At 67.8% G+C, this 24,011-nt stretch carries 25 protein-coding genes; 11 read left to right on the top strand and 14 right to left on the bottom strand.

Features of this window, described 5'->3' with window-relative positions:
* Positions 1-178: 178 nt before the first annotated feature.
* Complete coding sequence (locus tag IB261_RS17400) at positions 179-1,063, bottom strand: DMT family transporter (protein ID WP_192382681.1); 885 nt, start codon at positions 1,061-1,063, stop codon at positions 179-181.
* 190 nt (positions 1,064-1,253) lie between these two features.
* On the opposite strand from IB261_RS17400, the gene IB261_RS17405 reads away from it, so the two are divergent.
* The 5 genes from IB261_RS17405 to IB261_RS17425 all read left to right on the top strand — a co-directional run bounded on the left by IB261_RS17405 (position 1,254) and on the right by IB261_RS17425 (position 6,348).
* Entirely contained in the window at positions 1,254-2,165 is a 912-nt protein-coding gene (locus IB261_RS17405; RefSeq protein ID WP_192382682.1) for a LysR family transcriptional regulator, read from the top strand.
* A complete protein-coding gene (locus IB261_RS17410; RefSeq protein WP_192382683.1) occupies positions 2,162-3,064 on the top strand; it encodes a LysR family transcriptional regulator in 903 nt (300 codons plus the stop codon). The genes IB261_RS17405 and IB261_RS17410 overlap by 4 nt, the downstream gene beginning before the upstream one ends.
* Before the next feature lie 305 nt (positions 3,065-3,369).
* The gene (locus IB261_RS17415) at positions 3,370-3,993 is read left to right on the top strand and encodes a glutathione S-transferase family protein (RefSeq protein WP_081518291.1); all 624 of its coding nucleotides are present in this window, start codon (positions 3,370-3,372) and stop codon (positions 3,991-3,993) included.
* Between the two features lie 55 nt (positions 3,994-4,048).
* Entirely contained in the window at positions 4,049-6,085 is a 2,037-nt protein-coding gene (locus IB261_RS17420) for a pyridoxamine 5'-phosphate oxidase family protein (protein ID WP_192382684.1), read from the top strand.
* 14 nt (positions 6,086-6,099) lie between these two features.
* Positions 6,100-6,348 (top strand): hypothetical protein, encoded by a 249-nt coding sequence (locus IB261_RS17425; protein WP_192382685.1) that lies wholly within the window; start codon positions 6,100-6,102, stop codon positions 6,346-6,348.
* Positions 6,349-6,459: 111 nt separating this feature from the next.
* Here IB261_RS17425 and IB261_RS17430 read toward each other — a convergent pair whose 3' ends face one another.
* Positions 6,460-8,058 (bottom strand): zinc-binding metallopeptidase family protein, encoded by a 1,599-nt coding sequence (locus tag IB261_RS17430; RefSeq protein ID WP_192382686.1) that lies wholly within the window; start codon positions 8,056-8,058, stop codon positions 6,460-6,462.
* Positions 8,059-8,188: 130 nt separating this feature from the next.
* Between IB261_RS17430 and IB261_RS17435 the strand changes: the two genes are divergently transcribed.
* Positions 8,189-9,136: a LysR substrate-binding domain-containing protein gene (locus IB261_RS17435; RefSeq protein WP_192382687.1), complete on the top strand. Its 948-nt coding sequence runs from the start codon at positions 8,189-8,191 to the stop codon at positions 9,134-9,136.
* 3 nt (positions 9,137-9,139) lie between these two features.
* Here IB261_RS17435 and ocd read toward each other — a convergent pair whose 3' ends face one another.
* The 7 genes from ocd to IB261_RS17470 form a co-directional block, all read right to left on the bottom strand.
* Entirely contained in the window at positions 9,140-10,201 is a 1,062-nt protein-coding gene (gene ocd / locus IB261_RS17440; RefSeq protein WP_192382688.1) for an ornithine cyclodeaminase, read from the bottom strand.
* 309 nt (positions 10,202-10,510) lie between these two features.
* Complete coding sequence (locus IB261_RS17445) at positions 10,511-10,996, bottom strand: Lrp/AsnC family transcriptional regulator (protein WP_081518297.1); 486 nt, start codon at positions 10,994-10,996, stop codon at positions 10,511-10,513.
* Positions 10,997-11,115: 119 nt separating this feature from the next.
* Positions 11,116-12,459 carry an APC family permease gene (locus IB261_RS17450; RefSeq protein ID WP_192382689.1) on the bottom strand — a complete coding sequence of 448 codons (1,344 nt, stop codon included), beginning with the start codon at positions 12,457-12,459 and terminating at the stop codon, positions 11,116-11,118.
* A gap of 127 nt (positions 12,460-12,586) precedes the next feature.
* Complete coding sequence (locus IB261_RS17455; protein ID WP_192382690.1) at positions 12,587-13,330, bottom strand: N-formylglutamate amidohydrolase; 744 nt, start codon at positions 13,328-13,330, stop codon at positions 12,587-12,589.
* Positions 13,314-14,654 (bottom strand): glutamine synthetase family protein, encoded by a 1,341-nt coding sequence (locus IB261_RS17460; protein ID WP_192382691.1) that lies wholly within the window; start codon positions 14,652-14,654, stop codon positions 13,314-13,316. Before IB261_RS17460 ends, IB261_RS17455 begins: the two co-directional genes overlap by 17 nt.
* A gap of 15 nt (positions 14,655-14,669) precedes the next feature.
* The gene (locus IB261_RS17465; protein ID WP_081518701.1) at positions 14,670-15,311 is read right to left on the bottom strand and encodes a cysteine hydrolase family protein; all 642 of its coding nucleotides are present in this window, start codon (positions 15,309-15,311) and stop codon (positions 14,670-14,672) included.
* Between the two features lie 2 nt (positions 15,312-15,313).
* Positions 15,314-16,171 (bottom strand): MurR/RpiR family transcriptional regulator, encoded by an 858-nt coding sequence (locus IB261_RS17470; RefSeq protein ID WP_192382692.1) that lies wholly within the window; start codon positions 16,169-16,171, stop codon positions 15,314-15,316.
* A 199-nt stretch (positions 16,172-16,370) separates the two neighbouring features.
* Here IB261_RS17470 and IB261_RS17475 point away from each other — a divergent pair, with 199 nt between their 5' ends.
* Positions 16,371-16,952 carry a sugar O-acetyltransferase gene (locus IB261_RS17475; protein WP_192382693.1) on the top strand — a complete coding sequence of 194 codons (582 nt, stop codon included), beginning with the start codon at positions 16,371-16,373 and terminating at the stop codon, positions 16,950-16,952.
* Positions 16,953-16,970: 18 nt separating this feature from the next.
* Here IB261_RS17475 and IB261_RS17480 read toward each other — a convergent pair whose 3' ends face one another.
* Positions 16,971-17,222: a hypothetical protein gene (locus IB261_RS17480; protein WP_192210771.1), complete on the bottom strand. Its 252-nt coding sequence runs from the start codon at positions 17,220-17,222 to the stop codon at positions 16,971-16,973.
* 153 nt (positions 17,223-17,375) lie between these two features.
* Positions 17,376-18,923, bottom strand: a complete 1,548-nt coding sequence (locus tag IB261_RS17485; protein ID WP_192382694.1) for an MFS transporter — start codon at positions 18,921-18,923, stop codon at positions 17,376-17,378.
* A gap of 141 nt (positions 18,924-19,064) precedes the next feature.
* Here IB261_RS17485 and IB261_RS17490 point away from each other — a divergent pair, with 141 nt between their 5' ends.
* A complete protein-coding gene (locus tag IB261_RS17490; protein ID WP_081518305.1) occupies positions 19,065-19,955 on the top strand; it encodes a LysR family transcriptional regulator in 891 nt (296 codons plus the stop codon).
* Here the strand turns inward: IB261_RS17490 and IB261_RS17495 are convergent.
* Positions 19,925-20,278 (bottom strand): VOC family protein, encoded by a 354-nt coding sequence (locus tag IB261_RS17495; RefSeq protein ID WP_081518306.1) that lies wholly within the window; start codon positions 20,276-20,278, stop codon positions 19,925-19,927. The two genes, IB261_RS17490 and IB261_RS17495, sit on opposite strands and share 31 nt — an antisense overlap.
* A 143-nt stretch (positions 20,279-20,421) precedes the next feature.
* Between IB261_RS17495 and IB261_RS17500 the strand changes: the two genes are divergently transcribed.
* The 3 genes from IB261_RS17500 (at position 20,422) to IB261_RS17510 (ending at position 22,236) form a co-directional block, all read left to right on the top strand.
* The gene (locus IB261_RS17500) at positions 20,422-21,210 is read left to right on the top strand and encodes an AraC family transcriptional regulator (RefSeq protein WP_192382695.1); all 789 of its coding nucleotides are present in this window, start codon (positions 20,422-20,424) and stop codon (positions 21,208-21,210) included.
* 94 nt (positions 21,211-21,304) lie between these two features.
* On the top strand, positions 21,305-21,904 hold the full coding sequence (locus IB261_RS17505) for an NAD(P)H-binding protein (RefSeq protein ID WP_192382696.1): 600 nt from the start codon (positions 21,305-21,307) through the stop codon (positions 21,902-21,904).
* Positions 21,905-21,909: 5 nt separating this feature from the next.
* Positions 21,910-22,236 carry a hypothetical protein gene (locus IB261_RS17510; RefSeq protein WP_192382697.1) on the top strand — a complete coding sequence of 109 codons (327 nt, stop codon included), beginning with the start codon at positions 21,910-21,912 and terminating at the stop codon, positions 22,234-22,236.
* A gap of 59 nt (positions 22,237-22,295) precedes the next feature.
* On the opposite strand, the gene IB261_RS17515 is transcribed toward IB261_RS17510, so the two are convergent.
* On the bottom strand, positions 22,296-23,165 hold the full coding sequence (locus tag IB261_RS17515) for a hypothetical protein (RefSeq protein WP_192382698.1): 870 nt from the start codon (positions 23,163-23,165) through the stop codon (positions 22,296-22,298).
* Between the two features lie 10 nt (positions 23,166-23,175).
* Entirely contained in the window at positions 23,176-24,000 is an 825-nt protein-coding gene (locus IB261_RS17520) for an OmpA family protein (protein WP_192382699.1), read from the bottom strand.
* Positions 24,001-24,011 lie beyond the last annotated feature (11 nt).

A 24,011-nucleotide genomic window follows, 5' to 3' on the forward strand; every position in this document is an offset into this window, starting at 1 on the left:
AAGGCCGAGACGTCGGACATTGCACCATGGTGTCTATCGGAGGGTTGGCGCGCCTGGGTGACGGCGGACCTTGTCCGCCGTTTGCGGGCATGGCCCGCTTCTACAAGGGGGCACGGAGTACGAGGCTGGTGTAGGAGCTGGCCATGCCTGCGACAGCCCGGCGCAGAGGCATCAGGGGCTAACCTTTCGGCCGGATCGAATACAACCCCGCCAGCAGGATCAGCAGCGCGCCGGTGAGGGTCCAGAGGGTCGGCGTCTCGCCGAAGACGATGAGGCCGATCAGCGTGGCGAAGGCCAGCAGCGAGTAGTTGAACGGCTGCAGCGTCGAGGCCTGGGCGTACTTCAGCGCCTGGATCAGCAGCAGCTGAGCGATCACCCCGGAGACGGCGACGATCGACATCAGCATCGCTTCGTGGGGCGTCGGCGTGACCCACGCAGGAAGCCCGGCGGAGGTGGCCGCCACGGCGCCGACCACGGCCATGTACAGGGTGGTGGTGGCGAAGGAGTCGGTCTGGCTGATACGCCGCGAGAGGATGTTGAAGAAGGCGAAGGTCAGCGCCGCCGCCAGCGGGATCAGCGCCGCGGGCTCGAACACGCCCATGCCGGGGCGCAGGATCAGCAGCGTACCGCCAAAACCCACCGCCGCCGCCAGCCATTGCCGGCCGACCATCCGCTCGCCGAGGAACAGCCGCGCCAGGCCCAGCGTCATCAGCGGGAAGACCGCGTAGAGCGCGTGGGTCTCGGCCAACCCGAGGTAGCGCAGGGCCAGGCCGAAGATGGCGATCTCGCCTACGCCCAGCAACGCGCGGACCACCTGCTGCCAGGGACTGGCGCTGCGGCTGGCCGCGCGCGCGCCGCCCTGGGAGCGACAGACGATGAGCGCGAACAGCACGAACACCCAGTAGCGCACCATCACCAGTTCGGCCACCGGCAAGTGGCGGACCAGCACCTTGGTGATGCCGTCCTGGCAGGCGAAGATGAGCATCGACAGCAGGCACAGGGCGATGCCCAGGCGCGGATTGTTCGCAGCGGCCAGCGCGGTGGCCGAGGTCTTGCTGGTCATGGGAGAAGGCTCTTGGCGGTGGCGGCCTCGCGGCGGGCGCCTCCAGCGCTTGTGCCGGAGTGGCCGGGGCGCGGTCAAGCCACAGGGCGCTGGCAAGCACGCCGATGTCGCCCGCAAGCCGCCGGCACTTCAAACCGGCGCGGCTTCCCACTACAGTCTGGCGACCCGCTCAAGGCGACAACGGTGATCCATGGACAGGTTTCAGGAAATGACAGTGCTGCTGGCCGTGGCCGAAGCCGGCAGCTTTGCCGCTGGCGCCAAGCAGCTGGGCCTGTCGCCGCCCAGCGTGACCCGCGCCATCGCCGCGCTGGAGCAGCGCCTGGGTACCCTGCTGCTGGCCCGCAGCACCCGCAGCGTGCGGCTGACCGAGGCCGGCCAGCGCTATGTCGAGGACTGCCGGCGCATCCTCCAGGAACTCGAAGAAGCCGAGGAGCTGGCCTCCGGCAGCGCCCTGCGACCGCGCGGCAACCTGGCGGTGACCGCCCCGGTGCTGTTCGGCGAGCTGTACCTGATCCCGCTGATCGCCGGCTACCTGGAAGCCCATCCCGAGGTGACGGTCAACGCGCTGCTGGTCGATCGCGTGGTGAACATGCTTGACGAGGGCATCGACGTCGCCGTGCGCATCGGCCAACTGCCCGAGGGCAGCCTGACCGCGCTGAAAGTCGGCGAAATCCGCCCGGTGGTCTGTGCCTCCCCGGCCTTTCTCGAGCGCCACGGCCGCCCGCAGCACCCCAACGAACTGCTCGACGTGCCGGTGGTGATGGCCGCCACCAGCGTGCTGCTCACCGACTGGCAGTTCGTCACCGCGGACGGCCCGCTGACCCTGCGCCCACCGTCGCGTTTCGTGGTCAGCTCGAACAACGCCGCCATCCACGCCGCGCGCCTGGGCGGCGGCTTCACCCGCGTCCTCTCCTACCAGGCCGCCGAGGCCGTGGCGCGTGGCGAGCTGGAGATCGTCCTCGACGAGTTCGCCACGGCGCCATTGCCGATCCACCTGCTTTATCAGGACAGCACGCGGCTGCCGGCGAAGGTTCGCAGCTTCGTCACGCATTGCGCGGAACGCCTGCGCGCCGACCCGGCCCTGCAAGCCACACAGCCGTGAGCCGCTACCGGGAAATGCAGGCGTTCGACGCCGTGGCGCGCTCCGGCAGCCTCGCCGCGGGCGCGCGTCGGCTGGAGCTGTCCACCGCGACGGTGATGCGCCTGGTTGCCGCTTTGGAGTCCCGCCTGCAATGCGAGTTGCTGCTGCGCGGCCCGCGTGGGGTCGAGCTGAGCGCCAGTGGCGAAGCCTTCGCCGCCAGTTGCCGGCAGATTCTCCAGGGTATCGATGAGGCGGAAGGCTCGCTCGACGGCTTGCAGGCCCACCCTGCCGGGCAGTTGAACCTGACATTGCCGCTGCTGATGGCCGACCGCCTCTTCGCGCCCATCGCGCTGGACTACCTGGCGGCCTTTCCCGATGTACGCCTGGTCAGCCGTCACCGCGAGGACCTGCCGCGTCTGCTGGAAGACGGCATCGATGTGGCGCTGGTGATAGGCACCTTGCCCGACTCGTCCGGCTTCGCCTTGCCGGTGGGCACGGTGCGGCCGGTGATCTGCGCATCGCCCGACTACCTTGCACGCCATGGCGTGCCGCGGGCGCCGGAAGACCTCAAGGCGCACCGCATCATCGTCGCCGGGAGCCAGGGCGCTGTCAGCGAATGGCGCTTCCGTCATCAGGGCGCGCCGCGTTCGGTGCGTCTCTCACCGAAGCTGGCGTGCAGCACCACCCACGCGGCAATCCGCGCTGCCAGCCTGGGGCTCGGGCTGACCCGCTGCATGAGCCACGAGGCCCATGCCGAACTGAGCAGCGGGGACCTGCAGGTGGTGTTGCAGGACTACGCGGCGCCAGGGTTGCCGGTGCAGCTGATCTACCGCGAAGGCCGCCGCGCGGCAGCGCGGGTGCGTACCTTCCTCGATTTCGTGGTGCCGCGCCTGCGGGCGCATCCGGCGTTGCGCGGGTAGGTTCGCCCCTCGCCTGTGGCCCCGCCGCTCGGGCTGTCGCAGGCAGGGCCGGCGCCTACACGCCAAGCCCCCTGTAGGAGCGGGCCATGCCCGCGATCCGCCGGCAGGGCCGGCGCCCACCCCGCATGCAAACGCCACCGGCATTCACCTGCACCGCCCATTCTTCCGAATTCTGAAACGCTGGATTGCCCGCCGTGGTGATTCTGCGCGCCGGCCATCGGGCGCAGCATTCACCCATCAGCTCGAGCAACCCGCCCCGGACCGACTCGCGCTGCCCACCCACTCAAGCCAACGGAGTCACGGTCATGTCCCACACCATCAAACTCTTCCGCCACCCGCTGTCCGGCCACGCCCACCGCGTCGAGCTGATGCTCTCGCTGCTGCAGCTGCCCACCGAACTGATCTCGGTGGACCTCGCCAAGGGCGCCCACAAGCACCCGGATTTCCTCGCCCTGAACCCTTTCGGCCAGGTGCCGGTGATCGATGACGAAGGCGTCATCGTCTCCGACTCCAACGCCATCCTGGTCTACCTGGCGAAAAAATACGGCAACGGCCGCTGGCTGCCGGAAGACCCGCTGGGCGCCGCCCGCGTGCAGCGCTGGCTGTCGGTCGCCGCCGGGCAAGTTGCCTACGGCCCGGCCGCTGCGCGGCTGATCACCGTGTTCGGCGCCGCCTTCAACCCCGAGGAAGTCGCCACCCGCGCCCACACCCTGTTCCAGGTGATGGAACGCGAACTGGCGAAGACGCCCTTCCTGGCCGGCAGCGAGGCGACCATCGCCGACGTGTCCAACTACTCCTACATTTCCCATGCGCCGGAGGGCAACGTCTCCCTGCAGGACTACCCCAACCTGCGCGCCTGGCTGGCCCGCGTGGAGGCCCTGCCGCACTTCGTACCGATGCAGCGCACCGCCATCGGCCTGCAAGCCTGATGCAACCTTCGCTGCCGGGGTGACCCGGCAGCCCCTTCGTCGCGAGGTGCCCGTCATGTTCCAGCTGCCCAAACACCGTACTTCCCCCTGGCACGCCGGCGAGAAGGCGATCCAGGAGCGCGTCGGCGTCGCCGAGCGCATGGAAGTCCATGGCCAGAAAGTCATCCGCGACTACATGCCCGACCAGCACCGTGAGTTCTACCATCAGCTGCCCTTCATCATCGCCGGCGCCGTGGATGACCAGGGTCGGCCCTGGGCAACCCTGCTCGAAGGTGCGGAAGGCTTCGTCACCTCGCCCGACCCGAAAAGCCTGCTGCTCGACAGCGTCCCCGACAGCCAGGACCCCGCCGTCAGCGGCCTGCAAGCCGGCCACCCGATCGGCCTGCTGGGCATCGAGCTGCACACCCGCCGGCGCAACCGTATGAACGGCGTCCTCCGCGAAGTGGATGGCGGCCTGTTGACGGTGGCGGTCGAGCACTCCTTCGGCAACTGCCCGCAGTACATCCAGAAGCGCGAGTGGAGCCGCGACGAGCAGCGCTACAGCCAGCGCGCCCCGCGTGAGGATTTCGGTGCGCTGAACGTGGAGCTGGCAACCATCATCCGCAACGCCGACACCTTCTTCGTCGCCAGCTATGTCCAGCACGAGGACGGCGAGCGCTCGGGGGACGTCTCCCATCGCGGCGGCCGCCCCGGCTTCGTCCGGGTCGACGGTAATCGCCTGACCATCCCCGACTATGCCGGCAACCTGCACTTCAACACCCTCGGCAACCTGCAGGCCAACCCGCAGGCGGGGCTGCTGTTCGTCGACTTCACCAGCGGTGACGTGCTGCAGGTTCACGGCCGCACCGAAATCCTCTTCGACAGCCCGCTGCTGGCGGCCTTCGAAGGCGCCGAACGCCTGTGGACCCTGGACGTACAGCACGCGGTGCTGCGCCGCAACGCCCTGGCGCTGCGCTGGAACTTCCGCGAGTACTCGCCCACCAGCCTGATGACCGGCACCTGGGCCGAGGCCGACGCCAGACTGCAGGAGCGCGAGCAGCGCCAACAGTGGCAGGACTGGCAGGTGCTGCGCGTGGAACCGGAAAGCGAAGACATCCGCTCGTTCTACCTGCAACCACCCACCGGCCTCGCCGTGAGTTTCGTTCCGGGCCAGCACCTGCCGGTGCGCCTGGCGGCCGGCGAACAGGCGCTGATCCGCACCTACAGCCTCTCCAGCGCGCCGTCTGACGGCCAATTGCGCATCAGCGTAAAGGCCCAGGGCCCGGCGTCCCGGTACCTGCATGAAAGGATTGCTGTCGGCGATCACCTGCAGGTCCGCGCCCCCATGGGCAGCTTCACCCTGAAAAGCGACAGCACACGGCCAGTGGTGCTGATCGGCGCTGGCGTGGGCATCACCCCGCTGCTGTCGATGCTGCGCGAGCTGGTGGCAGGCCCGGCGCGGCGTGTTCACCTGTTCCAGTCTGCGCGGACGCTGGGCCAGTTACCGTTCCAGCGCGAGATCGCCGAGCTGCGCCAGCGCGCGCCGCAACTGCTGGTCCACCGCGCACTCAGCCGTCCGGAGCCCGAAGCGCTGGCCGGTCGCGACTTCGAACAGGTTGGGCGCCTGGATATCGAGGCGATCAAGGCGCGGCTGCCGCTGGACGATTACGACTTCTATGTCTGCGGCCCCGGCGAATTCACCCAGGCGATCTACGACGGCCTGCGCGGCCTGAGCATCGCCGACGCACGCATCCATGCCGAAACCTTCGGTCCCTCGACGCTCAAGCGCCGGGGTGACGGCCAGGAGCCGACGCTGATGCAGCCGCCCGCTGCCACCGAACCGGTGCCGGTGTACTTCGCCGGCTCGGCCAAGGAGGCCCGCTGGAAGCCCGAGAGCGGCAGCCTGCTGGAGCTGGCCGAGGCCCGGGGGCTGGCACCCGACTTCAGCTGCCGCGGCGGCTCCTGCGGCACCTGCAGGACGAAGATCGTCAGCGGCCAGGTGCACTACCCCAATCCACCGGCGGAACTGCCCGAAGCGGGCAGCGTACTGATCTGCTGCGCCATCCCGGCGCAGGACGACAGCGGCGTGCAACCGCTGGTGCTGGACCTCTAGGAGGCGAAACGATCATGAACGCACTGACTGCATTCGAAAGCGGGAGCGAGCGCTTCCCGCGTTGGGACGAGGAAGTCTTCGAATCGGCCGCGCCGGGTCTCTGCGGGCCGAACGAAGCGGAAGTGGGTTTCCTGCTGCCACAGCTGCTCTCGACGCCGGGCTGTCCGTCGCGCTCGCGCGCCATGGAGATTAGCGCGGCACTGGTCCGCTGGTTCAAACGCTCACAACCAACCACGCCAAATCACAAGGGAACGCCAACGTAGGATGGGTGGAGCCTGCGATACCCATGCTGTATCGCAGGCAGGGATCGATGTGTATCGCTGCACTCCACCCATCCTACGTGCGCATTTCCTGGCGGGTTCGGTAGCTCGGGATCACTCGTCCTCGCGCGCCGGAATCCACCACTCCTCGCCGCGCACCGTGCGGATGTACTCCGGCCAGCGGAAGCGGTGCGGGACCTTGAAGTCCTTCGGCAGCAGCGGCGCCTGCCACTGTTCGCCGCCGATGCCGCCGCCGGTGCGCTGGTTGAATTCGCGGGTCGCCTCGGCCAGCAGGTCGGCATCGGTAAACAGCTCGATCAGCGTGCTGCCGATGGTCTTCGAGGCCACATCTATCATCGGGTCGATGGTCTCGCGGATGCCGCCCAGGGCGTTGGACACCCAGTCCGGGTAGGTGAAGCCGGCTGGCGCGCTGAGCATCGGCCGGGCCACATAGAGGCGCACGGTCGGGCAGTGCCAGGTGTATTCGGGGTAGTCGTCGGAGGTCAGGTACTTCTGCCAGGCCGGCATCTGCAGGCGCATCTGCCGCTCGCATTCCTGGGGTTCGATCAGCGCCTGGGTGGCCGGCAGGAAGGGTTCGTCCATGGGCTCCAGGCCGAGGTTCACCTGGATTTCCCGCGCCACCGCGATGGCCTGCTCGCCCCAGCTCGGCGCGCCGATGGCGGCGAGGTTGTCGTAGCAGGCCTGGGCCAGCGCATGGTTGGCCAGCCCGCCACGGGACTTGCAGACCCAGGTCTTCTTCCACTGGCAGCCGGTGGCCATGGCCGCGGCGGCGGCGTTGTTGTCCATCACCGTGGAGATGGTCTCGGCCTGCTCGATGGAGTCGCAGCGCAGCAGGTACTGGATCTGCGAGATGTGCGGCGGCAGGTTGTCGGCGGTAGCTTGCCCGGCAGTGAGGATGGCTTCGTTGAAGCTCCACAGCCCGGTGAACGGCAGGGTCGAACGGCGCAGGCTCTCGTTCAGGGTGTAGAAGTGCACCAGCGCATCATTGGCGCCAGGAGCACGGGCGGCCAGGTGGTTCTGCGGGATCGGGCTGTAGCGGTCGGCAGCGATCCAGTTCTGCGGGTCCTCGCAGGTGAAGGTGTAGATGTACGAGTAGGCGATGCCGCAGTGGGTGTCCCAGGTGGTGGTGTTGTTCAGCGGCAGCATGTAGGTGGGATGGAAGCTGACGGCGGCGTCGAGGTCGTCGTAGTAGCCCTTGGCGGCGTGCACCGGCTTGGAGGCGCGCAGCTTTTCCGCCGGCTCGCCGAAGAATTTGATGGTGCCGGCGATGCCAAATTCCAGCATCGCCGCCTTGGCCGCCAGCACCCCGCCCAGGGCGCTGATACCCAGCGCGGAGTGCGGGTCGGTGTGGCCCGGCGCGTACCTGGACAGGCCATCGCGTGGCATCGGCCTGGTCGCCGCCGCCTGGCAGTTGCCGGGCACGGCGTCGTATTCGGCGTAGGTAGCGAGGATCGGCCCGTCACCCTGGCTGCCATCGCCATTGATGAAAGTGGCGACGAAGGCGGTGGGCATGCCGCCGCTGCCCTCTTCCACGGTGAAGCCTTCGTTACGCAGCAGCTCCACGTACCACGCGCAGGACTTGTACTCGCGGAACGCCGGCTCGGCGAAATGCCAGATCACCTGGTGCCAGTCGGACAATTGCTGGCGGTGTTCGTCGATCCACTGCTGGACGTAGGCCTTGAATTTCGACATGGCGGCTTCCTCATCGTTGCCTGTTGTTGTTGTCGTGTGGCCTAGTATTGGTGAAGCGGAATTTGCAACAAGCGCAGGATTTCGCCACCTCATGTCCTGATAGTTTCACCAATCACCCATTGGAATCCCCATGCACTTTCCCTCGATGACCGCCCTGCGGGCGCTGGATGCCGTGGCCCGGATGGGCAGCGTGTCTGCCGCCGCAACGGAGCTGAACCTCACCCGCAGCGCGGTCAGCCACCGCATCGCCACGCTGGAGGAGCGCCTCGGCTTCGCCCTGACCGAGCGCACCGGGCGCGGCATTCGCCTGACCTATCGGGGGGAAAGGTATGCCCGCGACGTGCGGCGCATCCTCGCGGAGGTGCAACTGGCCGGCAGCAGCTTCGACGAGCAGCAGGTCAGCGGCCCGTTGTGCGTGAGCTGCAATCCCGGTTTCGCCACCTACTGGCTGTGCCAGCACCTGGGCGACTTCCTCGCGCAGTACCCGCAGGTGCAACTGCACGTAGTGACGCCGCGCGTGCCGCAGGACACCAGCGCCAGCGACGCCGACCTGTTCATCGCCTACGGCAGCGGCGACTGGCCGAACCAGACGGTGGAGCAACTGGTGGCCCTGCACTTCTTCCCGGTCTGCAGCCCACGCCTGATCCACTCGCGCGGCGGCCTGCAGCAGCCGGCGGACCTGGCCCACTACACGCTGCTGCACATGAATGATTTTGCCGACTGGCGCCTGTGGCTCGGCGCGGTGGGCGCGAGTGCCATCGATCACCGCTCCGGCGTGCTGTTCGCCGATGCGCCCTGCACCATCACCGCGTGCATCGCCGCCCAGGGCGTGGCCATCGGCGACAACCTGCTCAGCGGCGATGCCCTCGCCCGTGGCCTGCTGGTGCGCCCGTTCGACATCACCATCCAGTCCAGCCGCGGCTACTTCCTGGTGACCGACCCGGTGAAGGCCGAACGTGCGGTGGTGAAAGCCTTCAGCCAATGGCTGAAGGCCCGCGTCGTCGCCACCACGCAGAGCGCCAGCGACCTCAGCCGCCCGCCCCTGGCGATTCCACCAGAGGCAGAGCTGGCGCGCTGAACATCAGGCGATGCGCCGCAGCCCTTTGCGCGCCTTGGCGGAGCGGGTGTAGCGGAACAGGTCCTTGGGGTCGTTGTCCTCCTCCTCGCTCCAGGGCACCAGGTCGATGCGCTCGCCCAGACCCAGGCGGCTGGCCTGCTCGTTCACGTAGCGCAGCACGGAATAGTCTTCGAGGGCGAAGCCGACCGAATCGAAGATGGTCACCTGCTCGGCGCTGTCGCGCCCGGCGAGCTGGCCGGTAAGCACGCGCCACAGATCGTTCACCGGGAAGTCCGCCGGCATCTGCTGGATCTCGCCCTCGACGCGGGACTGCGGCTCGTACTCGACGAACACCTTGCCGGCGCGCAGGACGTCGGCGTGCAGTTCGGTCTTGCCCGGGCAGTCGCCGCCCACGCCGTTGATGTGCATGCCCGGCTCGATCATCTCCGGGGTAAGAATGGTCGCGTAGGCCTTGTCGGCGGTCACCGTAGTGACGATGTCGGCGCCGCGCACCGCTTCGGCGGTGGAGCCGGCGCGGATGATCTTCAGGTTGGGGACATCCGCCAGGTTGCGGATCAGCTTCTCGGTGGCCTGCGGATCGATGTCGTAGACGGCGATTTCCTCGATGCCCAGGTGGTGATGGAAGGCCAGGGCCTGGAACTCGCTCTGTGCGCCGTTGCCGATCAGCGCCATACGTCGCGAATCCGGGCGGGCCAGCGCGCGGGCAGCCATCAGCGAGGTGGCGCAGGTGCGCAGCGCGGTGGCCACGGTCAGCTCAGAGAGCAGCACCGGGTAGCCCGTCTCGACATCGGCCAGCACGCCGAAGGCCATGACGGTGAACAGGCCGCGCTGGGTGTTCTGCGGGTGGCCGTTGACGTACTTGAAGGCATAGCGGGCGGTGTCGGATACCGGCATCAGTTCGATGACGCCGATCTCGGAGTGGTTGGCGACGCGGGCGGATTTGTCGAAGGATTCCCAGCGCACGAAATCCTGGGCAATGGTGTCGGCAAGTTCGCCGATGAAGCGGGCGACACCGATCTGCTGGACCAGTTGGGACATCGTGGGGACGTCGACGAAGCGAGTCATGGTGGGACCTCCGATTGTTGTGATTGGACTTTTCTGTCGGTGTATTCGAACGGCACCGCCCCGCTCCAGCATGCCTCGAACAGCGGGCACAACAACGTCGCAGAGGCCCTGGATCAGGTCTGCACTTCAGGAGAGGGGCCACACGATTCTCCCACCGGGCAAGGGGAAAACCCGGCTGTAATGCAAGGCTTCACCGGCCGATACGGCTGTATTGAAGGGTCACGACAGCCGATTCGGCTGTGCTTGAGGCAGCCGCTGGCGGGGGGATATCAGCGGAGGAAAACGCAGGAGAAAAGCGAGTCCACAGCGCTAGCTGGCGGACTCCTTGATAGTCGTCAGCTCAGGGTGGGCAACCAGCTTGTCGATGTGCAGGCTCTCATCGTTCAGCCAGGTTTCGGTGAGCGCGCGGTAGTGCTCCATGTCGCGGCAGCGCATGCGCACGCTGTAGTCGAAGGTCCCGCTGATCAGCTGGCAGTGCAGCACTTCCGGGCAGGCGATCATGCGTGCCTCGAAGGCCTTCTGCGCGGTGCGGCCACTCTGGTTGGACAACGCGACCAGCACCAGCAGCGACAGGCCCGAGGCGATCTTCTGTTCGTCGATGACGGCGCCATAGCCGCGGATGATGCCGTGCCGCTCCAGCTTGCGGACGCGCTCCTGGCAGGGGCGCGGGGTGAGGTGGACCAGCGCGGACAGCTTGCCGTAGGTGATGCGGCCCTGGTGACGGAGGATGCGGATGATCTCCTCGTCGATGCGGTCCAGGGTGAAGGGCGTACTGTCCTGATCTTTCCTGCTCATGCTGTTTCACGCTGGTTCGTCGGTGTTGGCGGCGTCCCTGCACCGCCCGATCTTTATGGGGCACGCCCCGCCGTCTGTCAAAGCGCGCCGTGCCGTCTGCGACAGCACGGCGCACCCCTTCAGATTTCCCGCGCCAGCTCGCTGCCGTTGCCGCGTCGGCTGAGCACCGCGAGGTACACCAGGCCGATGGCGATCCAGCCTGCGCCCAGCTCCTGCGCCTCGCGGCTCATGCTGAACAGCACGTAGGCGATGATCACCAGGCCAACCAGCGGGAACACCAGGTGGCGCAGCACCTGGCCGCTCTTCTGGCGGATGAAGTAGTGGTTGATCACCGCCAGGTGCAGCAGACAGAAGCCGGTCAGCGCGCCGAAGTTGACCAGCGAGGTGAGCACGTCCGGCGAATCGAGGAAGTAGATACCGATGCCCAGCGACAGCACGCCGACCAGGTACAGGCTGATGTGCGGGGTCTGGTACTTCGGATGCACCTTGGCCAGCACACGCGGCAGCTTGCCGTCGCGGGCCATTGAGTACAGCAGGCGCGAAACGGCGGCTTGCGAGGTGATCGACACAGTCACGCCCCAGGCCAGCGCGGTGGACACCGCCGTCAGCGTGGAGAGCCAGCTGCCGCCGGCCGCTTCGGCGATCTCGTAGAAGGCGGTGTCCGCCGACTTGAAGGTCATGCCCGCAGCCAGGTCAGTGGCCAGCCAGGTCTGCACGATGAAGATAGCGCCCATGACGAACAGCGCGATCAGCGAGGCGCGGCCGATCTGCTTGGCCGGGTCGCCCTTGACCTCTTCGGCGAGGGTGGAGATCGCATCGAAGCCGAGGAACGACAGCACCGCGATGGACACCGCCTTCATCACCAGGCCGAGGTTGAAATGCTCCGGCTGCAGCAGCGGTTCCAGCGTCAGCCGGCCATTGCCCAGGCCGCCTTCCAGCGCGTGGTAACCCACCGCCAGGAAGATCGCCAGCACCGCCAGTTCGGCGATCAGGAACAGCAGGTTGAAGCGCGCCGCCAGGGTGATGCCGCGCAGGTTGATGAGCGTGGCGGACACCAGGAAGATCAGCATGAACACCAGCTTGGGGATCGCCGGGAACAGGTGGTTCAGCGCCAGCGCACTGAACACGTAGAGCAGCGGCGGAATCAGCAGGTAGTCCAGCAGCAGGACCCAGCCGGCGATGAAGCCAACATTGGGGTGGATGCCGCGCTGGGCGTAGGAGTACACGGAGCCGGCGATGGGAAACGCGCGGGACATCGCGCCATAGCTGAGCGCCGTGAAAAGCATCGCCACCATGCCCACCAGGTAGGCCATGGGCACCATGCCGTGGGCGTCGGCATGCACCCAGCCGTAAACGCCGAAGGGAGCGATCGGGATCATGAAGATCATCCCGTAGATCACCAGGTCGCCGAGCGTCAGGCTGCGGCGCAGTTGTTGCTTGTATCCGAACTGTTCGATAGCCACGGGGCACTTCCTCTGGGAACGGCAGCATTCAGGGTTCGGCGCTCATGCGCTGAATTGTTGTTGTTTTCAGAACCTGCCCGGCCGGCCGAACGCACTCGCCAGAAGATGGCTGGCCGGGCTTGGGTCCTCAGAGCCAGGGAGCCAGGCGTACTGCCCAGGCTTCCACCCCTTGCGGGGTCCGCAGTCCGTCATTGCGGATTTCGATCAGCACGGCGTCCACGCCGCGCTCGTCGCCATGCACCGGGACCGTCATGTCCTCCAGCGGGTCGATCACATAGGGCTGGTTGGCGCCGATTTCTTCGCCGCTTTCGCGTAGCCCGGCGACCATGCGCTGGGCATAGGCTTCGGCTTTTGCGTAGAGCACCCCGGCGACCCACGGACGCGGTTCGCCGCGATAGCTCGGGGTGAAGCTGTGTACGCCGACCAGACGGGTCGGCCGGCCGGCCGCCAGGCGCTCGTCGAGCAGCGCGGTGAGTTGCCGGTGGAAGGGTTCGAACAGGCTCGCCACCCTCTCCTGCCGGGCCGCCGCGCTCAGGTTGCGGTTGCCGGGGATCGGGTAGATCTCGCTGTGCTCGGGAATCAGGTCCGGCGCGGACAGCGGGCGGTTGAGGTCGATCAGCAGGCGCGAGTAGTTGGCCACCAGCAGCGTGGCGTCCAGGCGCGCCGACAGCTCGCGGGCCAGGTCCAGCGCGCCGATGTCCCAGGCGATGTGCTCGGCAGCGGCCGCATCGTCGAGGCCCAGCTGTGCCAGTTCCTCGGGGATGTAGCGGCTGGCGTGCTCGCAGACCAGCAGCACCGGGCTCCTGCCCTGCGGATTGACGATCTCGAACGGCGGACGCCGGAAGAGACCGGATTCAGTAGAACTTTGCATAGGATTCACAGAGTTGTTCTTCGCTGAGTTCACGGGTCAGGGCCTGTTCCTGGCGCTTCATGGAGACGTAGGTCTGCAGCAGCGCGGGCGGCAGCTGGGCGCACAGTTCGCTATCGGCGAGCAGCAGGCGCTGGGCCTCCTCCAGCGAACCCGGCAGCGATTTGATCCCCAGCTCCTCGCGCTGGGCGTCGCTGAGACTGTGCGGATCGACATCGGTGACCGCCGACAGCGGCAGTTCCTGCTGCATGCCCAGGCGCCCGGCAATCAGCACGGCGGCCATGGCCAGGTGCGGGCTGGCAGTGGCGTCCATGGGGCGGAATTCCAGGTTGAACTGGCGCGCCTTGGGTTTGCCGCCAATTTCCACCACCGGGCAGATGCGCAGCGCGGCTTCGCGGTTGCGCAGCCCCAGGCAGGCGTAGGCGGCGCTCCAGTGGTGCGGCTTCAGCCGCAGGTAGGACACCGCCGTCGGTGCGGTGAGCGCGCACAGCGCCGGCAGGTGGCGCAGTACTCCAGCGGCCCAGTGTTCGGCGAGCTTCGACAGGTTGGTCGGCGCGGCTTCGTCGTAGAACACCGGGGTGCCGTCCAGGCGCTGCAGGCTCAGGTGCAGGTGCACGCCGTTGGTCACAGCGCCGGGCGCCAGCAGCGGCGTGAAGGTGCTGCGCCAGCCGAACTGGCGGGCGATCTCGCGGGTGACTTCGCGGACGTTCACTGCGCGGTCGGCCGCAGCAACGCCCTGGGTCGGCCGGCAGGTGACTTCGTACTGGTTGCGGCCGTACTCGGGCAGGAACATTTCCGGCTCGGCGCCGATCTGTTCCAGCGCGCTCATCAGCCAGCCGCCGAAGTTGCCGGTTTGCCGCTGGGCTTGCAGGGAGAAAGCGGCGGCGTGTTCGTCCGCCAGGCCCAGCAGGTTGAATTCGTGTTCGAAGGCGGCGGTGACTTGCAGATCGAGCTCCCGGTAGCGGGCGATCTCCTCGCACAGCAGCGTGCGCGGGCACACCGGCCAGGGCGCGCCGGTGGTGGTCACCAGGTCGCCGTGCAGGTAATCCAGCGGCGCGGCCTGGGCGTCCGGGCCGTATTCAAGACGCACCCGGCTGCTCGGGTCGGGCAGCAGGCGCAAGTCGCCGTGACTGCCCCAGGGATTGTCGTCGGCGATGATGTCCTGGGGCGTCAGCGCGCTGTTGGCGGGCACCCAGCCACAACCAGTGACAAGCTGCTCGGCGACTTCCGATTCGGGAAGCGAGCGGCCACGGGTGATGCCGCAGAGGTCGGTGGTGACGAAGCTGGTCAGGCGCATCGGAGCGGGATTGTTATTGTTCTGACTCATGACGTTCTCCCGGCCTCAGGCCAGCGCGGCGATACGGGCCAGCACGCTGTCGGTGTCGGCGATCCAGCAGTAGCCCTTGATCGCTTCCAGGCAGGCCTGGTGGCGTTCGGCGGTGTGGGTGGCGCAGGCGTCCTCGACCAGGGTGACGAGGTAGCCACGGTCGGCGGCGTCGCGCACGGCCATGTCCACGCACTGGTCGGTGACCACGCCGCAGATGATCAGGTGGCGGGTATTCAGGTTGCGCAGCACGTAGTCGATGGCGGTGGAGTTGAAGACTCCCGAGGACGTCTTCGGCAGCACGATCTCGTTCTCGCGCGGCGCCAGGGCGTCGATCACCTGGGCGTCCGGGCTGCCCTTGGGCAGGTGCATGTCGGAGAGCTTGTGGTCCAGCGAGCGGTCACGGCCATCGGCGGTGAGGCTCTCGATGATGGTGTGCAGCACCTCCCCGCCCACCTCGCGCATGGCCGCCAGCAGGCGCTGCTGGTTGGGTATCACGCTCGCCTCGACACGGTCGTAGAAGTAGCGGTGCGTCGCTGGATCGACATGAGCATCGCGGCCGGGGATGACCCAGGCGTTCTGCATGTCGACGAACAGGATGGCGGTCTGGCCGCGAGTGAACGGAAGGTCACGGGGCGATTGGTGGGGCAAGCTGAACACGGTCATTCCTCGAGGATGTGGCTGCCGAAGGCAGCTCTCAGGTGGTCGATGCCTTCCAGGCGTTCGTCGAGCTGGCCGTCCATGCGCGCTACCAGGCTGGCGATCAGCGCCTCGACCTGGGCCATGGTCGGCACCAGGGTGTCGAAGGGCGATGGGGATTCCACCGGGGCACTGATGATCAGGTCGGCGAACTCGCGCAGCGGCGAGTCATAGATATCGGTGAACAGCACCACGCGGGCGCCACGGGCCTTGGCCGCACGGGTCACGCCCAGCGCCTGGGCCTGGTAGCGGCGGTAGTCGAACACCACCACCAGGGTCTGGCGGTCGATGTCGCCCAACTGGTCGGGCAGTGCGGCGCCGTCGTCCAGCAACAGGCAACCGCTGCGCAGCATGCGCAGGTGCGCCACCAGATAGCCGGCGAGGAAGCGGCTGAAGCGACCGCCGTGGCAGAGCACGCGCAGCCTGGGGTCGAGCAGCCAGTCGCCGAGCAGGCGCACGTCGTCGGCCTGGGTCAGCGCCAGGGTGCGCTGGATGCCTTCGCTGGCGTCGCTCAGGTAATTGGACCAGACGTCGTCGCGGCTCATGCCCTCGCGGCGCCCGGCAAGCAGGGTGCGCGGCGAGCGCAGGCGGTCATCCACCTCGGCCATCAGCGCGTTCTGGAAGTCGCTGTAGCCACTGAAGCCAAGCTTCTTCACCAGGCGCAGGATGCTGGGGTCGCTGACCCCGGCCTGGCGCGCGAGGCGCGACATCGGCCCGAGGCCGGCGCGCGGGTAGTCGTCGAGCAAGGCGCGCAGGACCTTGCGTTCGGCCTTGGTGAGTTCGACTTCCGGGGAATTCAGGCGATCTTTGAGTGTGAGCATGGAGGCGCCTCTTGTTATGGCGTAATTTGTATAATGCGCTTCAGAAACTTTCAATACGTATTTTTTGTAGTATTCACTACAAATCACCGACGCACTCTTCCGCTCCGCGACACAGAGCCCTGGAGGCTGTTGCCCGGGGAGGGAACCGGCTTGCCCTGTGCGCGTCGAACACCTCTCAACGCAACAAGGACCCGCCTCGATGAACGAACTGGAAAAAGCTGCCGCCGGGCTGCTCTACGACGCCAACCACGACCCGCAGGTACTGCGCCAGCGCGCCGAGGCCAAGGCGAAGCTCTTCGAGTTCAACCACAGCCACCCGGATGACGGCGAGCGCCGCGAGGCAATTCTCCGCGAGCTGTTCGCGCGCATCGGCGAAGGCTTCGTGATCGAAGGCCCGCTGCATTGCGACTACGGCTTCAACATCGAGATCGGCGAGCGCTTCTACGCCAACGTCAACCTGGTGATCCTCGATGGCGCCAGGGTCACAATCGGCGACAACGTGTTCATCGCGCCCAACGTCGGCATCTACACGGCGGGCCACCCGCTGGACGCCGAGCGGCGCAACCAGGGGTTGGAGTACGCGCACCCGGTGAGCATCGGCGACAACGTATGGATCGGCGCCGGGGTGAACATCCTCCCCGGCGTGAGCATCGGCGCGAACAGCGTGATCGGCGCCGGCGCCGTGGTGGTGCGTGACATCCCCGAAGGCGTACTGGCGGCCGGGAACCCGGCGCGAGTCACCCGGCCGATCAGCGAGGCGGACCGCCAGCGCTACCGCTGACGGCCGTACCACGTTGACTCAGGCGTCGTCGAGGCGCTCGACCCAGCGCTCGGCGGCGTCATGGGACGCCTGGAAGGCTTCCTCGTGGGACTCCCACGGGCCGACCACCACATCCAGCGGCGACACGCCGGCCGGCATCTTGGCCAGCGACAGCAGCACCTCGCCGACCTTCCCCGGGGCGATGTAACGCGGCGACATCAACACGGCGACGCCCGTGGACGTCAGGTATTCACTGGGCGCCATGAATTCCGGCTCGACTGACTGCTGCATGCGCTTCTCCCCCTGGCCGCGGATGGCCCGTTCTGCTCTGGATGGCGGCGACGAGGCGCACAACGCGCACTCTTCCTGATTCCTGACCCGGCCGAACGAACCACAGTTCCGGCAACCACCGCCGTCCCGTCGGCTAACGGACAAACGGCCGTTTCAGGCCGGCACCGGCTCATGCGCCGGCATCGGCCGCTTGAGCAGCGTGCCCACCAGCACGGCGAACACCAGCGCCGCGACACCCGCCGCCAGCAATACACCCTCGAAACCGCCGATGAAGGCCTGGCGCACTGCGGGCGCCAGCGCATCACGCAGTGTCGGATCGACCAGCGACAGCGCCGCCGTGAAGTCACCCGCCGCCGCGCGGGTCGCCATCTCGGCAGCCTTGTCCAGTTGCGCAGGGGCAAGCTTTGCCAGTGCGTCGCGCAGCAACTGGGCGCTGCGTGCGGCCAGGACGCCGCCGAGAATGCCGATGGCCAGCACGATGGCGGCGAAGCGCGTGGTGGTGCTCAACCCCGAGGCCATGCCGGTGCGCTCGCGGGGCACGCAGGCCATGATGTTCTTCTGCGTGTCGCCGTTGAGCAGCCCGGCGCCGGCACCCAGCACCAGGCTGGCGAGGGCGAAGGCCAGGTAGCCGCGCTGCCCGGCCGCCAGCGCGCACAGCAGGTTGCCCGCGCCGACCAGCACCAGGCCGAAGGCAAAAATCTGCGCCGGGCTGAAGCGTCCACTCAGGCGCATACCCACCCTTGGCGCCAGCAGCATCGCCACGGCGAACGGCAGCATCCCCGCGCCCGCCGCCACCGCCGACAGCTGCAGTCCGTTCTGCAGGTACAGCGGTAGCAGAGTCATCATCACCTGGGCACAGGCGGCGTAGGCGAACATGCCGAGCAAGGCGCCGATGAAGCGGCCGCTGCGCATCAGCCGCAGGTCGATCATCGGCCGCGCCTGGCTGCGCTCCACCAGCACGAACAGGCCCAGCAGGCCGGCGCTGACCAGCAACCGCGCGAGGGTCGGCGGGCTGTCCCAGCCGACGCGGTTGCCATCGATCAGCGCCCATATCAGGTAGCCCAGGCCGCCAGCGAAGGTCAGGCTGCCCAGCGGGTCGAGGCGCGCGGCAGCGCTGTCGCGGGACTCCTCGATGCTGCGCAGCGCCATCGCCCCCAGCAGCACCACCAGCGGCAGATTGAGGTAGAAGATCCAGCGCCAGCCCAGGGTGGCGGATATCACCCCGCCCAGCAGCGGCGCGAAGGTGATGGTGGCGCCCATGCACGCGCCCCAGAAGGCCCAGGCGCGCAGGCGCTCCTCGGGTTCGTGGAAGCGATGGCCGATGGCGGCCAGCGCCGAGGTCAGCAACAGCGCGGCACCGACTCCCTTGGCGGCGCGGGCGATATCCAGGAACAGCAGGCTCGGCGCCGCACCGCAGGCCAGCGAGGCTGCGCCGAACAGCACCAGCCCGAGCAGCAGCATGCGCCGCCGGCCGAAACGGTCGGCCAGGCTGCCGGCGGGCAGCAGGCAGGCGGCGAAGGCCAGCAGGTAGGCGCTGACCACCCACTCGATATCGGCGAAGGAGCCGGACAGATCGCGGGCGATGCTCGGCAGCGAAACCGCGACGATGTTGGTGTCGAGGATGATCAGCGCGCACACCGCCGAAGCGGTCAGCAGGGTGAAACGGGCGGAGGGTCGTGGGCGAATCACAGGGTCGGACATGGCAAGGCTTCCCGCGCTGGCCGGCGCGCCGGGTTTTGCCCTCGTCGCGCCAGCCTTGTAGTGTTGCCTCCACGGTAACGCCCGCGTGCGCCGGGCTTGTTAGCCACGGCGGCCTTCGTCATTAGCCTGCGACTAACGAACATGGAAATCCGTCATTTCCGCTACTTCCTCAGCGTCGCCCACCACGGCCACTTCACCCGCGCGGCCGAACAGCTGGGCATCGCCCCGCCAACCCTGAGCCGGCAGATCCAGGACATGGAAAAGGAGCTGGGCGTGCTGCTGTTCCAGCGTAGCCAGCGCGAGGTGCGCCTGACCGCCGCTGGCGAAGCCCTGCTGGCGGAAGCCGGACTCGCGGTACGCCAGTTCGACGCCGCGCAACTGGGCGCGCAGCGCGCCGGCCGGGGCGAAACCGGGCATCTGCGCCTGGGCTACGTGGCCTCGGCGGCTTACTCCGGTGTGCTGCAGCAGCATGTCGAGGAATTCACCCGAGCCCTACCGGCGGTGGACCTGGACATCAGCGAAGCGCCCATGGCGCAACTGCCGGCGCAGGTACGCGACGGTACGCTCGACCTCGCCTACGTGCGCTCGCCGATGAGCCTGCCGGAGGAGCTGGAAGCCATCGCCCTGCAGGAGGAAGGCTTCGTCCTCGCCCTGCCCGCTTCCTCGCGCCTCAACGAGCTGCCGGAGATTCGCGCCGCGCGCTTGAGTGGTGAAACCTTCATCCTTCCGGAGCAGATCTCCGGCACGCTGGAAGTGGCCAGCGCCGGCGGCTTTGCCCCGCGCCTGGGGCAGCAGCCGGGCAGCCTGGTCGCGGTGATCGCGCTGGTGTCCCTCGGCCGCGGCGTCGCCATCGTCCCCGAGTCCGTGGTGCGCCGGGTGCAATTGCCGCAGGTGAACTACCGTCCGCTCGCCGACTGCGCGCCGCGCTCGTGGCTGTCACTGCTGCACCGGCGCTTCGAGAAATCACCGCTGGTGCGGCGCTATATCGAACAGGTCCGGGCTCAGTCCGCCGACCACACCGCGAGCTCGTAGCCGTCCGGGTCGATGAAATGGAAGCGCCGGCCGCCGGGGAAGGCGAAGGTCGCGCGGCTGATGGTGGCGCCAGCCGCCTCCAGGCGGGCCTGGGTCTGTGCCAGGTCATCGGCGTAGAGGATCACCAGCGGACCGCCGGGGCGCACCGGTTCGCCGGTGGTGAAACCGCCGGTGAGGCGACCGTCGCTGAATTCGCTGTAGGTGGGACCGTAGTCGGTGAAGCTCCAGCCAAAGGCGCTACCGTAGAAGGCCTTGCTGCGCGCGATGTCGCTGACGTTGAACTCGATGTTGTCGATCTGACGGTCGTTCCCGCGGATACCCATAGTCGCCTCCTGGCAAGTCCTGTCGGCCTGATCCTACGGCAAATCCCCGCGAGCAAAGCGCACCGCGCCGGTCGGCCGCAGGCTGATTGGCCATTTTACGCCGATTGACGAATAATCATCGCGACTCAGCCAGATTCGCCACCATGCTCAACATCCCCCTCGCCAGCGTCGACGACGTCGACCGCGCTGTGCTCGCCATCGGCACCGATTATCCGCTCGGCACGCTGCTCAAGCCCCACGCCCACCGCCGGGCGCAGTTCCTCTATGGCATGAGCGGGCTGATGGAGGTGGAGACCGAGGACGGCGCCTGGGTGATCCCGCCCTACAGCGGCGTGTGGATTCCCGCCGGCAAGCAGCACCGTGTGCTGATGCGCGGGGTCAGCACACGCAGTCTGTACATCGACCCGCAGGTGCCGGTGCGCGACACCCTGCTGTGCCAGGCGCTGACCGTCTCGCCGCTGCTGCATCACCTGCTGCTGGCCAGCGTCGAGGTGCCGGCGCTGCACGACGAGCGCGGCCGCGACGGCGACCTGATCCGCCTGCTGCTCCACGAGCTGCGCCAGGCGCCGAGCCTGCCGCTGTTTGCCCCCCTGCCGGCGCACCCGCGCCTGCTGGAGCTGTGCCGGGAGTTCCTGCGCGCACCGGCCATCGACGTCACCGCGGAGCGCTGGGCCGGCGAGCTGCATTGCAGCACGCGCACCTTCAGTCGGCTGTTCCGCCAGCAGACCGGCCTCTCCTTCGGCGCCTGGCGCCAGCAGGCCTGCCTGCTCGCCGCCGTCACCCGGCTGGCGGCGGGCAACCCGGTCACCCGCGTGGCGCTGGAGCTGGGCTACGACAGCCCGAGCGCCTTCTCCAGCATGTTCCGCCGCAGCCTGGGCGTGGCACCCAGCAGCTACCAGGCCTCGGCGGACAGCACTGCGGTGACCGCCTAGCACCGCTGGCGCAATCGGACTGAACCCTCGCCGGCCCTCTCCTTCGATATGCACATGTCGCATCCGTCGAACCACCGCTGTCGAAGGAGCCTCCATGCACAACCTGGAAACCCCGACCCTCAAGCTGGGACTGTTCAAACCCTCGGGCAGCTTCGGCCAGGCGCTGATAGCAGGCGCCCTGCAACGCCAGCACGAGGTGACCGTGCTGCTCGACGACCTCAACCGCCTGCGTGCGCGCCCCGGCCTGCGCTGCAAGCTGGGCAGCCTGGACTCGTCCATCGTGGTCAGCCAGGCCGTTTCGGGGTTGGATGTAGTCTTCGCCTTCCTCGCCGACCAGCCAGCGCAAGAGCTGCCGCCGCAGTGCGGCGCGCTGATCGAGGGTGCGTTGCGCGCGGAAGTCCCGCGCCTGCTGCTGGTGGGCCATTGGGGCTGGCTGGTGGAACCTGCCGATGCCGAACAGGAACAACTCGGCGCCGGCCTCGCCCGCAGCCTCGAAGTGAGCGGCCTGGACTGGACACTGGTGGAAGCACCGCCAATGCCCGAGGGCCTGCGCATCGACGACTTCAGCCGCGCCGGAAGCGCCTCCGCCGAGGACTCCGCCCTGGCGCTGTCTTACGCCGAGGCGTTGCTGGACGAGATGCAGCTGAGCCTGCACAGCGGCCAGTGCCTGCGTCTGCGCAGCGGTGAGGAGTAGCCGCCATGTCCGGCCCCGATGCACTCAGCCAGTTTCTCGGCACCCTGCTACTGGCGCTGGCCTTCAGCGCCTTCATCCTCTTCGTGCGCGGCTATCGCCCGGCCGGCGTCAGCGGTATCTGGTATGACCTGGTGCTGGTGTTCGTCGGCCTCTGGCTCGGGTTATGGCCGGAGCTGGGCAATTACCTGCGGAGCATGAGCATCGACAGCGCCATCGGCCTGCTGGCGGAGCTGCTTGCCACGCTGCTGGGCGCAATGCTGGGGGCGGGAGTGGCGTATGGATTGCGCCGGATCATGCGCGAAAGCCGCAGCGACAGCCGGCCGGGGGTATGAGTGAAAGCGGTGCGACGGCGGACGATGGCCTGGACCACCGTCCGTCGCGCCCTCGAGCCTCAGGGGTGATCCACGACCTGAGTGACTGCATGGGGGTAATAGGCCACCTTCAGCGTATGCGGCTGGCCCATCAGCTGGCCATCGCCGTACCAGGTGATGTTGTCCTGGCGCAGGGTCATGCCGTCGCTGGTGTATTCGTATTCACCGCCGTTGGAGGTGCTGAAGGCGAAGCGCTCGCTGTCCATCTGCTTCAGGTCGAAGCGGGTGCCAGCCGGCGGCATCTGCTCCTTCACGCGCTTGAGGTAGGCCGGCGCCAGTTCGGAGAACAGCTCGCGGGTGCGTGACTGGTACTGGGCATCGGTGAGACCGGGAGTCTGCTGCAGTTTCTCGGCGATCAGGGTGAAGTACTCGGCGTCGGTGCGGGCCAGGGCCATGCGCACGGCCATGACTTCGCCCAGGCGGGCCTGGTCGACCTGCAGCTTGCCGTCGGCGCCTTTGCGCGGAGCAATGAACTCGTTGCCGTCCACCTGGATCATCGGCGCGGTCGCCAGGTAGGCGGCACAGGCGATCTGCTGGCCGGCATGATTGCCGTTCACCAGCAGCGCTGTGACGCCGCCCTTCTCTTTCAGGTGCTGCGCGCTTTCGCCACTGGCCGCAACGAAGCGGTCCACATCCGCCTGGGTGGATTCACCTCGGGCCAGGCCGCAGATCTGCTGCATCACGGCGGGGTTGCGCTTGCCGTCCACCAGCGGGCTCATGCTGAACACCGCGTTGCGGATGATCGGCAGCGCCGGGTAGTCCAGCGTGCCCAGGTGTTGCTGGGCGGTGGCTTTGGCATCGCTGGCGGGAGTCTGGTCGGAGCCTTTGCAGCCGGCCAGCAGGCAGACGGGGATCAGCATCGCGGTCAGCCATTTGCTCTGGATGTTCATGGCGTGTTCCTCACTCTTGGGCTTGCGCCGCAACGGCGCTGGATTCGATGACGACCCGGCGGTCGGCCGCCAGGCAGTTGATCAGTTGGGCGCGCGGCAGGTCCGGGCAATCGGCTACCGGCTCAGCGGCCCCGGCACCGCGTACGTGCATCGAGGCGAACGGCACGCCAGCGGCGGCCAGGTAGTCGTGCACCGCTTCGGCACGGCGCCGCGACAGCTCGAGGTTGTAGGCCGGCGAGCCAAGACGGTCGGTGTGCCCGGTGATGCTGATCTGCGATGGCTGCTGCGCCTTCAGTTGTTCGGCCAGGCGCGCCAGGCTGGCGCGGCCGGCCGGGCTGAGTTCAGCGCTGTTGAAGGCGAAGGTCGCGTCACCGCCGAGGGTGACGCGCTGCGAAGCAGCCGGTGCCGTCACGGGTGATTGAGCCGGGGCCGGTCGGGCCTGCTCCAGGCAGTCGGCCGGCGAGAACAGGAAGGTCTGCGCGTGCATGTCCTTGTCGAACAGCACCTTGTACTGGCAGATCAGGTCCTGCTGGCCCGGACGGCGGAAGCGCAGGACGTAGTCCCATTCATGCACGCCGAACAGACCTTCCTGGAAGTGCGGGGTGCCGAGCAGTTCGTAGAGCTGGGCCTTGCCCATGCCCGGCTGCACCTTGCCGAGGTTTTCCAGGTTCACGTAGCTGCCCTGCGGGCGGTAGGAGTCGCTGATCGCGGGGAATTGCGGATCGGCACTGTGCCCCTGGGCATCGACCACGCTGTGGCTGCCGCAGGCCGCCAGCAGCAGTCCGCTGCAGGCCAGGGCCAGGGTGCACAGGTTGCGGATGGTGAAAGTGTTCATCTTGACCTCCT

The sequence above is a fragment of the Pseudomonas sp. PDM20 genome (assembly GCF_014852575.3).
Lineage (GTDB): Bacteria > Pseudomonadota > Gammaproteobacteria > Pseudomonadales > Pseudomonadaceae > Pseudomonas.

Coding starts and splice junctions, on each gene's coding strand:
- IB261_RS17515 (WP_192382698.1), bottom strand. CDS start 23,165: ATGAACATCCAGAGCAAATGGCTGACCGCGATGCTGATCCCCGTCTGC.
- IB261_RS17425 (WP_192382685.1), top strand. CDS start 6,100: ATGAACGCACTGACTGCATTCGAAAGCGGGAGCGAGCGCTTCCCGCGT.
- IB261_RS17510 (WP_192382697.1), top strand. CDS start 21,910: ATGTCCGGCCCCGATGCACTCAGCCAGTTTCTCGGCACCCTGCTACTG.
- IB261_RS17485 (WP_192382694.1), bottom strand. CDS start 18,923: ATGTCCGACCCTGTGATTCGCCCACGACCCTCCGCCCGTTTCACCCTG.
- IB261_RS17430 (WP_192382686.1), bottom strand. CDS start 8,058: ATGTCGAAATTCAAGGCCTACGTCCAGCAGTGGATCGACGAACACCGC.
- IB261_RS17505 (WP_192382696.1), top strand. CDS start 21,305: ATGCACAACCTGGAAACCCCGACCCTCAAGCTGGGACTGTTCAAACCC.
- IB261_RS17455 (WP_192382690.1), bottom strand. CDS start 13,330: ATGCAAAGTTCTACTGAATCCGGTCTCTTCCGGCGTCCGCCGTTCGAG.
- IB261_RS17400 (WP_192382681.1), bottom strand. CDS start 1,063: ATGACCAGCAAGACCTCGGCCACCGCGCTGGCCGCTGCGAACAATCCG.
- IB261_RS17495 (WP_081518306.1), bottom strand. CDS start 20,278: ATGGGTATCCGCGGGAACGACCGTCAGATCGACAACATCGAGTTCAAC.
- ocd (WP_192382688.1), bottom strand. CDS start 10,201: ATGACTCGCTTCGTCGACGTCCCCACGATGTCCCAACTGGTCCAGCAG.
- IB261_RS17460 (WP_192382691.1), bottom strand. CDS start 14,654: ATGAGTCAGAACAATAACAATCCCGCTCCGATGCGCCTGACCAGCTTC.
- IB261_RS17480 (WP_192210771.1), bottom strand. CDS start 17,222: ATGCAGCAGTCAGTCGAGCCGGAATTCATGGCGCCCAGTGAATACCTG.
- IB261_RS17445 (WP_081518297.1), bottom strand. CDS start 10,996: ATGAGCAGGAAAGATCAGGACAGTACGCCCTTCACCCTGGACCGCATC.
- IB261_RS17490 (WP_081518305.1), top strand. CDS start 19,065: ATGGAAATCCGTCATTTCCGCTACTTCCTCAGCGTCGCCCACCACGGC.
- IB261_RS17475 (WP_192382693.1), top strand. CDS start 16,371: ATGAACGAACTGGAAAAAGCTGCCGCCGGGCTGCTCTACGACGCCAAC.
- IB261_RS17420 (WP_192382684.1), top strand. CDS start 4,049: ATGTTCCAGCTGCCCAAACACCGTACTTCCCCCTGGCACGCCGGCGAG.
- IB261_RS17470 (WP_192382692.1), bottom strand. CDS start 16,171: ATGCTCACACTCAAAGATCGCCTGAATTCCCCGGAAGTCGAACTCACC.
- IB261_RS17415 (WP_081518291.1), top strand. CDS start 3,370: ATGTCCCACACCATCAAACTCTTCCGCCACCCGCTGTCCGGCCACGCC.
- IB261_RS17435 (WP_192382687.1), top strand. CDS start 8,189: ATGCACTTTCCCTCGATGACCGCCCTGCGGGCGCTGGATGCCGTGGCC.
- IB261_RS17405 (WP_192382682.1), top strand. CDS start 1,254: ATGGACAGGTTTCAGGAAATGACAGTGCTGCTGGCCGTGGCCGAAGCC.
- IB261_RS17500 (WP_192382695.1), top strand. CDS start 20,422: ATGCTCAACATCCCCCTCGCCAGCGTCGACGACGTCGACCGCGCTGTG.
- IB261_RS17520 (WP_192382699.1), bottom strand. CDS start 24,000: ATGAACACTTTCACCATCCGCAACCTGTGCACCCTGGCCCTGGCCTGC.